Origin of the sequence: Aurantimonas litoralis (genome assembly GCF_026153195.1) — a bacterium.
GTDB classification, from domain to species: Bacteria; Pseudomonadota; Alphaproteobacteria; order Rhizobiales; family Rhizobiaceae; genus Aurantimonas; species Aurantimonas coralicida.
Window position 1 is genome coordinate 80,450 of record NZ_JAPFBM010000005.1, and the last position, 13,908, is coordinate 94,357.

Sequence of the window (13,908 nt, forward strand, 5' to 3'; positions counted from 1 at the left end):
GGCGAACCGAGCGCCGTGCTCACCCCCGACGACCAGTGCGTGCCATGCACCCGACCAATCGAATGCTCCTCGGCGGTTTCCTGACGCTGGCCATCGTCATGGGCGTCGGCCGCTTCTACTACACGCCCCTGCTGCCGCTGATGCAGCGCGACTACGGCTTCGGGCCGGACATCGCCGGCATCGTCGCCGCTGCGAACTTTGCCGGCTATCTCGCCGGCTCGCTGATGGCGACCTTCATCAGCCGGGGCGCCCCGCGGCTCGCCGCCTTCCGGATCGGCATCGTCGCCAGCATCGTTACCACCTTCGCCATGGGGCTGACCGACGATCTGGCGCTCTGGCTGGTCCTGCGCACCGTCTCGGGCCTCGCCAGCGCCTTCGCCATGATCGCCGCGGCCGGCATGGTCGCCGAAGCCCTCGCCGCGATCGGCGCCGAAGCCAGGCTGAGCTGGATGTTCGGCGGGGTCGGCATCGGCATCGCCGGATCCGGGCTGCTCGTCCATTTCGCCGCGCCCTTCATCGATTCGGCCGGGCTGTGGATGGCGGCTGGGCTTCTGACGGCGATCCTGGCGCCCATCGTCTTCATCGAGATCGGCGAGCGCGATCTGCCCGCCACCCTGCGGGCGCCCGATCCGCGCCGCCGCGTGCCGCGACCGCTGCCGTTCTGGCCGCTGATGCTGAACTACAGCTGCGAAGGCCTCGGCTATTCGGTCTTCGCCACCTTCATCGTCGCGATCGTCAAGTCGCGGCCGGGGCTGGAGGGCATGGGGGACTGGGTCTGGATCATCGCCGGTCTCGCCGGCCTGCCGAGCTGCCTGTTCTGGTCGCGCATGGCCGAACGCTTCGGCTTCTCCGCCGCGCTGATGGCGGCCTATGCGGCGCAGATCGTCGGCGTCCTGCTGCCGGTCGTCTCGGACTCGGGCGCGGCGGCGCTCGTCGCGGCAGTGCTCTTCGGCGGCACCTTCATGGCCATCACCCTGCTGACCATTCCCCTGGGGCGGCACGGTCTCGGCGGTCGCGGCTTTGCCGTCCTGACAGCCGGCTTCGGCCTTGGCCAGATGCTCGGCCCGCTGATTGCCGGCTTCCTCGTCGCGGGCGACGGCAATTACGACATGGCGCTGGCCGGATCGGCCGCCGTGCTCGGGATCGGCCTTGTGGCGCTGGCGGTGGCGATCCGGATGCGGCCCGCCACCGTCTGACCCGTCATCATTCGCGGCGCTCGCCGATCACGGCTGCGGCGCGTCCTCCGGCAGGCTGGCGTCGGCGTTTTCCAGCGCCTCGATGAAGCTGTCGCACCAGATTTCCGACGTGCCGGCGAAGACCGCCTCGCGCATGCCCTCCCAGCGCCGCTTGCGCTCGTCGAAGGGCATGGTCAGGGCCCGCTGCAGGGCGCGTGCGACATCGTCGGTCGAGTAGGGATTGACGATCAACGCATCGGGCAGCTCGGCCCGCGCTCCGGCAAAGCGCGACAGCACCAGGACGCCCGGATCGTCGGGGTCCTGCGCGGCGACGAATTCCTTGGCGACGAGGTTCATGCCGTCGCGCAGCGGCGTGACCAGGCAGACCCTTGCCGCGCGGTAGATGCCGGCCAGCGCCCGGCGGGTGAAGCCGCGGGTCATGATCTGGATCGGCGTCCAGTCGAGGGTGGCGAAGCGGCCGTTGATGTGGCCGGCCAGTTCCTCCAGCTCGCGTCGCAGCTCGACATAGGCGCCGAGCTCGGATCGCGACAGCGGCGCCACCTGCAGGAACTGCACGTTGCCGCGGTTCTCAGGATAATCCTCGAGCAGGCGCTCGAAGCCGCGGAAGCGCTCGACCAGGCCCTTGGAATAGTCCATCCGGTCGACGCCGACGATCTGCAGCCGCTCGCCGGCCATGTCGCGCAGCATCTCTTCGTGCTCGCCGGCTTCCGGCGACACGGCGAACCGTTCGTAGCCGGGGGCGTCGATGCCGATCGGGAAGACCCGCGCCGTCACCACCCGGTCACCGACCCGGATGCGATTGTCCGACAGCTTCTGGCCGCCCAGTTCGCGAATGCAGAAGGCGAGGAAATTGCGCCGGTCGGTGTCGGTCTGGAAGCCGACGAGATCGTAGGCGAGCATCGCCCGGACGATGTCGTGGCTGGCCGGCAGCGCCGTGAAGATTTCCGGCGGGCAGAAGGGGATGTGCAGGAAGAAGCCGATGCGGCCTTCGAAGCCGCACTGGCGCAGTTCGGAGCCGAGGAAGAAGAAATGATAATCGTGGACCCAGACGATGTCGTCGTCGTCCAGCATGGGCGCCAGCCGGGCGGCGAAGCGCTGGTTCACCGAGCGGTAGACGCGCTCCGATTGCCGGTCGAACTGGGCGAGGTCGAGCCGGTAGTGCAGCAGCGGCCAGAGCGAGCGGTTGGCATAGCCGAAATAGAAGCCCTCAAGCTCTTCCTGGTTCATGTCGATGGTGGTCATCGACACGCTGTCCTGCACCTCGGTATGGGCTTCGCTGAAGGTCCCCTGTTCCGACGTGTCGCCACTCCAGCCGAACCACAGGCCACCGCGCCGCTTCAGCGCATCCGACAGCCCGACCGCCAGACCGCCGGCCTTGCCCTCGTCATTGAGGGGGCCGACCCTGTTCGACACCGCCACCAGTCGCCGCTGCCCGTCCGCCATCGTCTCCCGTCTCCTGTTGCAAAGCCGCCTTCGGCTTCGTCGTCGTGATTGCCGTATGGTCCAGCCTCCGGCGCTCCCTCAGGAGGCCGCGGCGATCCAGGCGTGAACGGCGGCGATGTCCGGCAGCCGGAACTCCGCCACGCTGGTCTTCTCGGCGCCGCCCACCTTGATGGAGACGCCGCCCTGGTTGCGCACGTGGCGCAACGCGAATTCGTCCGTCGTGTCGTCGCCGACATAGACGGGAATGCGGCCGGCAAAGGGCGCATCCTCCATCATCGCGGCGACGGCCTTGCCCTTGTCCATGCCGGCCGGATGCACCTCGACGATGCAGTCGCCATGCATGACGACGAGGTCGTCGCGGCCTTCGGTCGCCTGCGCCATGATCCGCTCGGCCAGATCCTGCAGGTCCGGAGCCGTGCGGTAATGCAGGACGAGGGCGGTGTCCTTGTCCTCCAGATGCAGGCGCCGGGCGGATTCGACCGCGCTGGCGATGCGGTCGCGCACCGGGTCGAGGGTCTCCGGACCGGCCAGCATCTCCACCGCGCCGTCGGGGCTGCGCCGACGCTCAAGCCCGTGGACGCCGGCCGCGGCAAAGCGGTCGGGCGACAGGAAGCGGTCGAGATCGGCGATGCGGCGGCCGCTGACGACGGCGAGCGCGCCGTCCAGCTTCCGGGCAAGGCCGGCCAGCTCCCGTTGGGCAGCGGGCGCCATCGCCACGGCCTGCGGATCGTCGACGAGCTCGACCAGCGTCCCGTCGAAGTCCAGAAAGACGGCGTGACGGGTCGTGTCGAGGGCGGGGGGGAATGCGGATTCTTGTACCATCTCGGTTGCAGTACATAGCATCCGGAACGCCCGCGGCCACAGGATCGATACGAAAGTCGACCGGTTTCTCCCCGACCGCATGCGCCGGAGGAAGTGCCGCCGGGCGCGGATCGCCGCTCCGCCGGCTAGCGGGCCTTGGCGCAGGGCTATGCCGAAACACCCAGCCGCGCCATGGTCGCAGCGTCCGCCGCCGCCGAGACCGGCAGGCCGAGCGCTGCCTGGAAACCCGTCAGCGCGGCCTCGGTGCCGGGGCCGAAGATGCCGTCCACGACGAGGCGGTGGCCATGGGCGACGAGGGCGCCCTGCAGCCGGCGGACGCGGTCGCCGCGCGCCCCGCGGCGCAACTCGCCGGTCGCCGGGTCCGTACCCAGAGGGCTTCTCGCCTTGCGCAGGGCGGCGGCGATCTTCTCGTCATAGCGATTGCGGCGATAGGCCGGGCCGTTGTAGCGGCGGGCAAAGCCGGCGACGTCGCCATTGACCAGGCGATCCGCGAGCCGTCCGGCGGCGAGGAACCGCGCCGCGATCTCGAACTGCCCTTCGGCCGAGGCGCGCGCCGCTGCCGCGAGATCGGCGGCATCGCCATAGCCGAGCGCCTTCCAGTGCGAGCCCATCACCTGGCAAAGGCCCCAGGAGACCGAAGCGGCGGCTGCCGCCGCATCGATCGCGGCCGCCGCGTCGAAGAGCTTCCAGCGGGCGCTCTGGGAGGCGGGATTGCGGATACGCCCGGCCCGCGGATCGGCCAGCCCCGCCGCCCGCGCGCGCTGGCGTGCGGGCCCCGACAGCAGCCGGTCGAAATAATGGCCCTCGAAGCGGATCAGCGGTTCGCGGCGATCGCCGATACGCGCGAACGCCACCGCGTTGGTTTCCACCAGCGCGACGGCGACCAGCACCGCCGCGTCGATGCCGCTCGTCTTCGATACATGGCGCGCTGCGCCGAGAACCGCCTGATCCACCCTCATCGCTCCCTCCCGTCACCGCGACCAGTGTCGCCGGATCGAAGCAGGCGGGGAGAAAACAACGGCCGCCCCTCAGGCGAGGGACGGCCGATATGGGCAGGGGTCGATGGATGCCGAAGCCGGACGGGTCAGGCGGCGGCCGGCAGGTCCGTTTCGGCCGGCATCTGCCGGAAACCGGCGGCACGCGGGCGGGCATAGCGGGCCTCGACCTCGCCGGCGATCATGTCCGCCGTCACCGCCGACAGGGTCCATCCGAGATGGCCGTGGCCGGTGTTGTAGAACACCCCGGCCGCCCGGCCGGCGCCGACCCGCGGCATCATGTTCGGCATCATCGGGCGCAGGCCCGCCCAGGGCACGACCGAATCCGTCGCGATCTCCGGGAAGCGCGTGCGGCACCACTCGACCAGCGGCCGGATGCGGGCCGCTCTGATGTCGCGGTTCTCGCCGGCAAATTCCGCGGTGCCGGCGATGCGCAGCCGGTCGGCCCCGAGGCGGCTGGTAACGACCTTGGCGTGATCGTCGAGGAGACTGACCCAGGGCGCGCCGGCGCGGCTCGCCTCGTCGGTGAGGTTCACCGTCACCGAATAGCCCTTCACCGGGTAGATGTTGACCCGGTCGCCGAGCTGGCGGGCGAAGGCGCGGCTGGCGACACCGGCGCAGACGACAATGCCGTCGAAGCGCTGCTGGCGCGGCGCGTCCTGTGGCCGGCGGCCATCCTTCCAGGTCACGTCGACGCCGTCGGCGCCGCGCGAGGCGAGCTTGCGCACGTCGGCATCGAAGGCGAAAGTCGCGCCCTTCCGCCGGCAGGCCTCGGCGAGGTGGCGGGTGTATTTGTGGATGTCGCCGGTGAAGTCGGATTCGGTGAAGAAGCCGCCGACGAAATCCCCGCGGATGGTCGGTTCGATCGCGGCGATCTCGGCCGGCGTCACCGCGTCGCGGCGCAGGCCGCCTTCGGCCAGGAGCCGGTCCACGCCGGCGGCATGGGCCATTTCCGCGCGGCTTTCATAGACATGCAGGATGCCGCGCTTCTCGGCGTCGAAGTCGAAGCCCTCGCGTTCGGCCGCGTCCAGCAGATGCCGGCGCGCCGCGATCGCCAGCCGGGTGGTGGCGATGGTGTTGGCCTCGTAGCTGCGCGCGGCGAGGACGAATTCCATCATCCAGGACAGCTTGTGCCAGGAGGGCGAGGGATGGACGAGCAGCGGCGCATCCTTGCGCAGCATCCATTTCAGGCCCTTGAGGAAGGTGCTCGGCTGGTTCCAGACCTCGGCGTTGGAGGCCGAAAGCTGGCCGCCATTGGCGAAGGAGGTTTCCATCGCGGCATGGGCATGACGGTCGAAGACGGTCACGTCGAAGCCGCGCTGGACGAGCTGATAGGCAGTGGTGACGCCGGTGATGCCGGCGCCGATGACGGCGATGGAGGTCATGACGATCCTTTCGCCCCGCCGCAGCGGGGGCGTCGTTCATGCCCCTCCCGTCATGAGCCTGAGAGCTTCGCGGCCGCAGAGGAATTTCCGGCGGCCACTTTCTCCTTCGGCGGACGGCCGATGAATGGCCGTCGCTCTTCGGAATTTGCAGAGACGCAGGCGGTCCTTTTGCCTGAGAGTTTCCGGGGCGGTTGCTCCTTCGGCGCCGGCCTTGCGGCCGGTCTCTCCCGCTAGCGTCTGTGCACTTATCCTATGCCTTTCACGGGGCGCCGGCAAGCGGGGGCGTATCGGCGTCGGCGCAGGGCCAGCCATGTCGGCAGCGCGGGTATGAGCCTCGCGGTTGGCGGCTCGCTGACGGCCCGTCTCAGTCGATGCGCAGGCCGCTCGACGTGTCGAAGCGGTGCAAGGCTGAAATCGGCGCGGCGGCGCGAACCTTCGTGCCCGGCTCCAGATGGCTGTAGCCGGCCACCCGCACGGCGATCTCCGGACCCTTGTCCGGCAGCGCGCCATAGACGTAGCTCTCGGCGCCGACCACCTCGACGCCGCTGACGGTGAGGTCGCAGACGAACTCGCCCGGAGCGGCCGGCGCGTCGGCGAGAAGCCGCATGTGCTCGGGGCGGATGCCGAGGGTCACGCCGGACGCCGTCGTGGCACCGGCGTCGTCGAGGCCGCTGATGCCGGCCACGTGCGCGGCGCCGCCGCCGAGCGGCACGAGATTCATCGCCGGCGAGCCGATGAAGGTGGCGACGAACAGGCTTGCGGGACGCTCGTAGATGTCCATCGGCGAGCCGGCCTGCTCGATGCGGCCGGCGTTCAGCACGACCAGCCGGTCGGCCAGCGTCATCGCCTCGAGCTGGTCGTGGGTCACGTAGAGGCTGGTGGTGGCGAACTGGCGCTGCAGCCGCCGGATCTCGGCGCGCATCTGGACGCGCAGCTTGGCGTCGAGATTGGACAGCGGCTCGTCGAACAGGAAGGCCGCCGGCTCGCGCACGATGGCGCGGCCCATGGCGACGCGCTGGCGCTGGCCGCCGGAGAGCTGGCCGGGCTTGCGCGACAGGAGCGGGGCGATCTCCAGCACCTTCGAGGCCTCCTCGACGCGCCGGGCGATCTCGTCCTTCGCCATCTTGCGGTTCTTCAGGCCGTATTCGAGGTTCTGGCGCACGCTCATATGCGGATAGAGCGCGTAGTTCTGGAACACCATGGCGATGTCGCGTTGGGCCGGTTCCAGGTCGTTGACCACCCGGTCGCCGATGGTGATCGTGCCGGAGGAGATCGCTTCCAGCCCGGCCACCATGCGCAAGAGCGTCGACTTTCCGCAGCCGGACGGGCCGACGAGGACGACGAATTCGCCATCGGGAATATCCAGCGAGACGCCCTTCACGGCCTCCACATTGCCGGCATAGACCTTGCGCACGTCCCTCAGTTCGATGCCTGCCAAGTTTACTTCTCCGCTTCGACGAGGCCGCGCACGAACCAGCGCTGCATCAGGACGACGACCAGGACGGGGGGCGCGATCGCCAGGATCGCCGTCACCATGACCAGATGCCACGGCGTATCGGCGTCGGCGAAGGACACCATCTTCTTCAGGGCGATGACGATCGTGTTCATCTGGTTGTCGTTGGTGACGAGCAGCGGCCACAGATACTGCGTCCAGCCATAGATGAAGAGGATCACGAACAGGGCCGCGATGTTGGTCTTGGAGAGCGGCAGCAGGATGTCGCGGAAGAAGCGCATCGGCCCGGCCGCGTCGACGCGCGCCGCCTCCACCAGTTCGGACGGGATGGTCATGAAGAACTGCCGGAACAGGAGCGTCGCGGTCGCCGAGGCGATCAGCGGCAGGATCAGCCCGGCATAGGTGTCGATCATGCCGAGATCGACCATCACCTTGTAGGTCGGCAGGATGCGCACCTCGACCGGCAGCATCAAGGTGATGAAGATCAGCCAGAAGAAGGTCATGCGCAGCGGGAAGCGGAAGAACACGATCGCGAAGGCCGACAGGATCGAGATGACGATCTTGCCCACCGCGATGCCGAGCGCCATCACCGATGTGTTGAACAGCAGGGTCCAGACGCTGACGCCGCCGATCCGGTCGACGCCGCCGAACAGCGCCTCGCCGTAATTGTCGAGGAACTGGTCGCCCGGCACCAGCGGCAGCGGCGGCCGCAGGATGGTCTGCAGCGTCTGCGTCGAGGCGACGAAGGTGTAGTAGATCGGGAAGGCGACGATCGCCAGGCCCAGTACCAGAAGCACGTGGGCGACCGGCCGGCCGATGGGGCTGCGCTCGATCATGGTCGGCGGTTCCGTGGATCAGCCATAATGCACCCGCCGTTCGACGTAGCGGAACTGCACCGCCGTCAGGGCGATGACGATCGCCATCAGGATCACCGACTGGGCCGCTGAGCTGCCGAGGTCGAGATTCACGAAACCGTCGATATAGACCTTGTAGACCAGCGTCTCGGTGGCGCGCGCCGGCCCGCCGGCGGTAACCGCGTCGATGATGCCGAAGGTGTCGAAGAAGGCGTAGACCGTGTTGACGACGAGCAGGAAGAAGGTCGTCGGCGCGATCAGCGGGAAGACGATGGTCCAGAAGCGCTTGGTCGAGCCGGCGCCGTCGATGGCGGCGGCCTCGGTCAGGGATTTCGGGATCGACTGCAGCGCCGCGACGAAGAACAGGAAATTGTAGCTGATCTGCTTCCAGGCGGCCGCCACCACCACCAGCAGCATCGCCTGGTCACCGTTCAAGAGCGGGTCCCAGTTGTAGCCCGACCGGCGCAGCATGTAGGCGAAGGTGCCCATGGCGGGGTTGAACATGAACAGCCACAGCATGCCGGCGACGGCGGGCGCCACCGCATAGGGCCAGATCAGCAGGGTGCGGTAGAAGCCCTTGCCGCGCACGACCTTCTCGGCCGCCGACGCCAGCAGCAGCGCCAGCGCCATGGCGAGGATCGCGGTGGAGAAGGAGAAGATCGCCGTGACCTTCACCGCATTGAGATAGCCGGGATCGCTCAGCACCGAGCGGAAATTGGCGAGGCCGACGAAGGTCGTCTTCAGCCCGAACGGGTCCTGGCGCAGCACTGACTGGTAGAGCGCCTGGCTGGCCGGCCAGTAGAAGAACACCAGCGTGATCGCCACCTGCGGCGCGAGCAGCAGATAGGGCAGCCATTTGTTGGGAAAGACGGCTTTCGACACGGCGTCTCTGGGACTGGGCCGCCGCGCAGGGCGCGTGGCGACGGGAAAAGGGCGACAGGCAGAACAACGCCGGGCGGTCGAACCGCCCGGCGTCGGTGACGATGGCGCTTACTGCGCTTCGGCGATCGCCTCGTTGCCGAGTTCGACGATCTTGTCGAGCGCGGCCTGGGCGTCCTGCTGGCCCGAGAGCATCAGCTCGAACTGCTCGTTCTCGATGTCGCGCAGCTGCGGCAGGTTGGGCAGGCGCACGCCCTTGGAGTTCTCGGTCGGCTCCTTGCCCATCATCTGCAGGATCGGGGTCTCGCGGCCCGGGTTCTTCTCGTAGAAGCCCGAATCCTTGGTCGCCTCGTAGGCGTCCATGGTCACCGGCAGGTAACCCGACACCTGGTGCAGGCGCGACTGGATCTCGGTCTGGGACAGGAAGTTGAAGAACTCCGCGATGCCCTTGTACTCCTCGTCGGACTTGCCGCCGAAGACCCAGAGGCTGGCGCCGCCCGGGATGGTGTTCTGCGGTGCGCCCTCGGCATTGGCGTCATAGGGAAGCTGGCCGATGCCGTAGTTCATGCCCGACTTGACGATGTCGCCGAGACCACCGGAAGATTCCGTCAGGATCCCGCACTCGCCCGACAGGAAGAGCTGCTTGGCTTCCGAGGTGCGGCCGCCGTAGCGGAAGACGCCGTCCTTGGCGAGATCGGCGATGTCCTGGAAATGCTGGACATAGAGCGGCTCGTTGAGCTTCAGCTCGACGTCGGTGCCGGCCAGGCCGTTCTCGTTGGTGCCATAGGCCACGTTGTTCCACGCCGCGAAATTCTCGAGGTGGATCCAGGTCAGCCAGGTCGAGGTGTAGCCGCACTCGGCCGCGCCCGATTCCTTGATGGTGCGGGCCGCCGCGAACACGTCCTGCCAAGTCTCCGGCGGGCTGTCGACGTCGAGGCCGGCTTTCTCGAAGATGTCCTTGTTGTAGTACAGGATCGGCGACGAGGAATTGTACGGGAAGGACAGCATCGTGCCGTCCGGCTTGGAGTAATAGGCGACGATGCCGGGCAGGTAGTTCGACTTGTCGAAGTTGTAGCCGCCGGCTTCCAGGACGTCGGCGACCGGCATGACCGCACCCTCGGCGCCCATCATCACGCCGGTGCCCACGTCGAAGACCTGGATGATCGCCGGCGGCTGCTTGGCGCGGAAGGCGGCGATGCCGGCGTTCAGCGTCTCGGGATAGGTGCCCTTGAAGACCGGGGTGATCTTGTAGGCGTCCTGGCTCTCGTTGAATTCCTTGGCGAGCGTGTCAACGACTTCGTTGTTGGCTCCCGACATCGCGTGCCACCACTGCAGCTCGGTCACGGCGATGGCCTGACCTGCGCCAGCGACCAGCGCGCCCAGCGCGACGGCGGCGCCCAGAATTTTGCGGTTCATCATGTTTCCTCACCCTTGATGCGACTCTCGGGCCCTGTTGCCGAGCTCGTTGCAAGCCGCTTCTCTAGGAGTGCTTCAAAACCGATCGGTGACACAAGCATGAAGGTTCGATGACAGTGGAAAAACTCGGTATGGCGGCTGTAACGACCGTGATCCGGCGCACGTCGTGCGCCTGTTGGCTGCCATCAGCCGGTTTCAGGCTGCTACGCGCGAACCGCGCAGCGTTGGCCGCGCAAGCCGCGGCGGCATTCCCAAAATCGTTCGCAAGGATTAGGACATATCGCCGTGCGCGTCCGCCGGAGGGGCAAGGGGCCCGCGCGCCAAAAAGCCATTGGGGAGAATCGCATGGCCTTGATCACCTATCTGACGAAGATCCAGTTCGAGGTCGGCGCCGCCAGCCTGCTCGGCGCGGAACTGCGCGAACTGGGCGTGCGCACGCCGATGATCGTCGCCGACAAGGGGATCGTCGCGGCGGGGCTGGTGGAGCGCGTGCTGTCGGCCGGCGGACTGCCCGCCGACACGGTGGTCTTCGACGGCACGCCCGAGAACCCGACCGAAGCGGCGGTCAACGCGGCGCTGGCGCTCTATCGCGAGCATGGCTGCGACAGCCTCGTGGCGATCGGCGGCGGCTCGCCCATCGACCTGGCCAAGGCGGTGTCGTTGCTGGCCACCCATGCCGGACCGCTGGAGCAATACGCCGCGATCCTCAGCGGCATCCCGAAGATCACCGCGAACAAGCCGCCGCTGATCGCCATTCCGACGACCGCGGGCACCGGCAGCGAGGTCGGGCGCGCCGCGCTCGTCACGCTCGACGACGGCCGCAAGCTCGGCTTCATCTCGCCGCACATGATCCCGAGCGTGGCGATCTGCGACCCGGAACTGACCGTCGGCCTGCCCTCGGGACTGACCGCGGCGACCGGCATGGACGCCGTCACCCACTGCATCGAGACCTATCTGTCGCCGCGCTACAATCCGCCGGCCGAGGCGATCGCGCTGGACGGGCTGGCCCGCGCCATGCGCTGGATCCGCCGGGCGACGGAGGCCGGCGACGATATCACCGCGCGCAGCGAGATGATGATGGCGGCGCTGCAGGGCGGCATGACCTTCCAGAAGGGGCTCGGCGCGGTCCACTCGCTGTCGCATCCGCTCGGCGGGCTGAAGAGCGTGCGCCTGCATCACGGCACGATCAACGCCATCCTGCTGCCGGCGGTGCTGCGGTACAACGCGCCGTCCGCCGAGGAGAAATACCGGGCGCTGGCCGGTGCTATGGGGCTGGAGGCGGACGCCGATCTGGCCGCGGCGATCACCGCGCTCAACCGCGATCTCGCCATGCCGACGACCCTGTCGGAAATGAACGTGCCGCGCGACTGCTTCGGCCTCGTTGCCGAGGGCGCCGAGCGCGACCATTCGACGGCCACGAATCCGCGGCCGGCCGTCGCCGCCGATTTCCTGAAACTGCTCGAAGAGGCCTATTGAGCCGAAAGGCGCAACGCCGCGTTCGGGAGGTGCTCTAGAAGTGACGAACCGGGCGCCGGGCGCCCGGTCGTTACCGGCTGGATCAGCCCTTCGGCTTGGGCCGCGGACGGCGCGGCTTGGCACTGCCGGGACCGGTGCCGCCCTTGCGGTTGAACGGCTTCTTGCCGAAACCGCCCTTGCGGTCGGAATCGCCACCGCCCGGTGCGCCCGTCGTGGAGATGGTGATGTCGTCGCCGTCGCTGACTTCGGCGGCGTCGGCAAAACGCTTGGCGACGCTCTCGGAGATCTCGAACTTCGTCTCGCGATCGAAGATCTTGATCATGCCGATCTCCTGCCGGGTGATCTTGCCGCGGCGGCACAGCAGCGGCAGGATCCATTTGGGATCTGCATTGTTGCGTCGGCCGACATCCATGTGGAACCACACCATCGGGCCGCTCGCCTGATCGCGCTCCTTGCGCGGCGTGCGTTCCTTGCCCGCGAAATCCTTGCCGGCCTTCGGGTCGGGGCCGAAGCCGGGATCGAAGACGTCCTCGGGCGCCGGCAGGCGCGAGCGATAGAGCCGTGCCAGCGCTGCGGCGACGGCTTCGGGCGAATGCTTCTCCAGGAGGCTGCGGGCGACGGCGAGATCTTCCTCGCTGGACTCCTGCGCCAGCACGGGATCGGTCAGAAGCCGGTCTTCGTCGAGCTTGCGGATTGCGTCGGCCGAGGGCGTGCCGCCCCATTCGGCCCGGATCCGCGCTTCGGCCAGAAGCCGCTCGGCCTTGCGCCGGCGCGAGATCGGCACCAGCAGCACCGAAATGCCCTTGCGCCCGGCGCGGCCGGTGCGGCCACTGCGGTGCTGCAGCGTCTCGGCGTCGCTCGGCAGATCGGCGTGAATGACCAGCGCGAGGCCCGGCAGGTCGATGCCGCGGGCGGCGACGTCGGTCGCCACGCACACCCGCGCACGGCCGTCGCGCAGCGCCTGCATGGCCTGGTTGCGCTCGGCCTGGCCGAGTTCGCCCGACAGCGTCACCGCCGAAAAGCCGCGCTCCAGAAGGCCGGAGGACAGATGGCGCACCGCCTCGCGGGTGTTGCAGAACACGATCGCGCTCGGCGCATCGTTGTAGCGCAGGACGTTGACGACGGCATGTTCCAGCTCGTTCGGCGCGATCCGGATCGCCTTGTATTCGATGTCGGCATGGGCTTCGCTGCTGCGCGTCGCCTCGATGCGCAGGGCGTCGCGCTGGTAGCGCTTGGCCATGGACGAGATCAGCTTCGGCAGCGTCGCCGAGAACAGCAGCGTGCGGCGCTCGCGCGGGGTGGCCTCCAGCAGGAACTCCAGATCCTCCCGGAAGCCGAGATTGAGCATCTCGTCGGCTTCGTCGAGCACCAGCGCCTTCAGGCCGCCGATCTGCAGGGCGCCGCGTTCGAGATGATCGCGCAGGCGGCCGGGCGTGCCGACGACGATATGGGCGCCCTGGGCCAGCTTGCGCTTCTCGGCGCGCGGATCCATGCCGCCGACGCAGGTCACCATTTCGGCGCCGGTCTGGGCGTAGAGCCAGGCGAGTTCGGTCGTCACCTGCATGGCGAGTTCGCGCGTCGGCGCGACGATCAGCGCCATGGGCGCGCCGGCCGGGCCGAAGCGCTCGGCCTCGCCGAGCAGGGTGGGGGCCAGGGCGAGCCCGTAAGCAATGGTCTTGCCCGAACCGGTCTGGGCGGAGACGAGGAGGTCGCGGTCGGCCGCCTGCGGCTCCAGGACGGCGTCCTGAACGGGGGTCGGGTCGACGTAACCGCGCTCTGCGAGCGCGTGAGCGAGTGGCGTGCTCGTCGTGCGAAACGGCATCTGGTAATCCTTGGGTATCGGCAGTGGCGGCGGCAACGAGCACGCGCGCGAGTGGCGGCATTTCCGCCCAGCCGCGCCCCCTATTGCACAGGCAGGCCCGCGGCTCAACCGAAACGGCGCTTGCCGCCGCTCTCCGGGCCGCCCACGCCGGCAGTTTTGCGCGCCAA

At 68.5% G+C, this 13,908-nt stretch carries 11 protein-coding genes and 1 riboswitch; of the genes, 2 read left to right on the forward strand and 9 right to left on the reverse strand.

All coding sequences use genetic code 11. The features are described from left to right. The first annotated feature begins 44 nt into the window (after positions 1 to 44). Entirely contained in the window at positions 45 to 1,196 is a 1,152-nt protein-coding gene (locus tag N7I30_RS12340; RefSeq protein WP_475364934.1) for a YbfB/YjiJ family MFS transporter, read from the forward strand. Positions 1,197 to 1,223: 27 nt separating this feature from the next. Here the strand turns inward: N7I30_RS12340 and N7I30_RS12345 are convergent, their stop codons facing one another. The 8 genes from N7I30_RS12345 to ugpB form a co-directional block, all read right to left on the reverse strand. Then, positions 1,224 to 2,639, reverse strand: coding sequence for an alpha,alpha-trehalose-phosphate synthase (UDP-forming) (locus tag N7I30_RS12345; protein WP_277025105.1), 1,416 nt, complete (start codon positions 2,637 to 2,639; stop codon positions 1,224 to 1,226). Positions 2,640 to 2,717: 78 nt separating this feature from the next. Beyond that, positions 2,718 to 3,461 carry a trehalose-phosphatase gene (otsB, locus tag N7I30_RS12350; RefSeq protein WP_498639197.1) on the reverse strand — a complete coding sequence of 248 codons (744 nt, stop codon included), beginning with the start codon at positions 3,459 to 3,461 and terminating at the stop codon, positions 2,718 to 2,720. 146 nt (positions 3,462 to 3,607) lie between these two features. Next, positions 3,608 to 4,420 carry an N-acetylmuramidase domain-containing protein gene (locus tag N7I30_RS12355; protein ID WP_498639199.1) on the reverse strand — a complete coding sequence of 271 codons (813 nt, stop codon included), beginning with the start codon at positions 4,418 to 4,420 and terminating at the stop codon, positions 3,608 to 3,610. A 125-nt stretch (positions 4,421 to 4,545) separates the two neighbouring features. Further along, positions 4,546 to 5,841 carry a D-amino acid dehydrogenase gene (locus N7I30_RS12360; protein ID WP_498639201.1) on the reverse strand — a complete coding sequence of 432 codons (1,296 nt, stop codon included), beginning with the start codon at positions 5,839 to 5,841 and terminating at the stop codon, positions 4,546 to 4,548. A gap of 150 nt (positions 5,842 to 5,991) precedes the next feature. Continuing rightward, positions 5,992 to 6,081, reverse strand: a riboswitch (glycine riboswitch). A 124-nt stretch (positions 6,082 to 6,205) separates the two neighbouring features. Further along, positions 6,206 to 7,279, reverse strand: a complete 1,074-nt coding sequence (locus N7I30_RS12365) for a sn-glycerol-3-phosphate import ATP-binding protein UgpC (protein WP_475362067.1) — start codon at positions 7,277 to 7,279, stop codon at positions 6,206 to 6,208. 2 nt (positions 7,280 to 7,281) lie between these two features. Beyond that, a complete protein-coding gene (gene ugpE / locus N7I30_RS12370) occupies positions 7,282 to 8,130 on the reverse strand; it encodes a sn-glycerol-3-phosphate ABC transporter permease UgpE (RefSeq protein WP_009211221.1) in 849 nt (282 codons plus the stop codon). Between the two features lie 18 nt (positions 8,131 to 8,148). Continuing rightward, positions 8,149 to 9,030, reverse strand: a complete 882-nt coding sequence (ugpA, locus tag N7I30_RS12375) for a sn-glycerol-3-phosphate ABC transporter permease UgpA (protein ID WP_009211220.1) — start codon at positions 9,028 to 9,030, stop codon at positions 8,149 to 8,151. A 108-nt stretch (positions 9,031 to 9,138) separates the two neighbouring features. Beyond that, positions 9,139 to 10,446, reverse strand: coding sequence for a sn-glycerol-3-phosphate ABC transporter substrate-binding protein UgpB (gene ugpB, locus N7I30_RS12380; protein WP_187390049.1), 1,308 nt, complete (start codon positions 10,444 to 10,446; stop codon positions 9,139 to 9,141). Positions 10,447 to 10,788: 342 nt separating this feature from the next. Between ugpB and gbd the strand changes: the two genes are divergently transcribed. Further along, complete coding sequence (gbd, locus tag N7I30_RS12385; RefSeq protein ID WP_498639204.1) at positions 10,789 to 11,919, forward strand: 4-hydroxybutyrate dehydrogenase; 1,131 nt, start codon at positions 10,789 to 10,791, stop codon at positions 11,917 to 11,919. Between the two features lie 82 nt (positions 11,920 to 12,001). Here the strand turns inward: gbd and N7I30_RS12390 are convergent, their stop codons facing one another. After that, positions 12,002 to 13,741, reverse strand: a complete 1,740-nt coding sequence (locus N7I30_RS12390; protein ID WP_498639205.1) for a DEAD/DEAH box helicase — start codon at positions 13,739 to 13,741, stop codon at positions 12,002 to 12,004. Between the last annotated feature and the right edge of the window lie 167 nt (positions 13,742 to 13,908).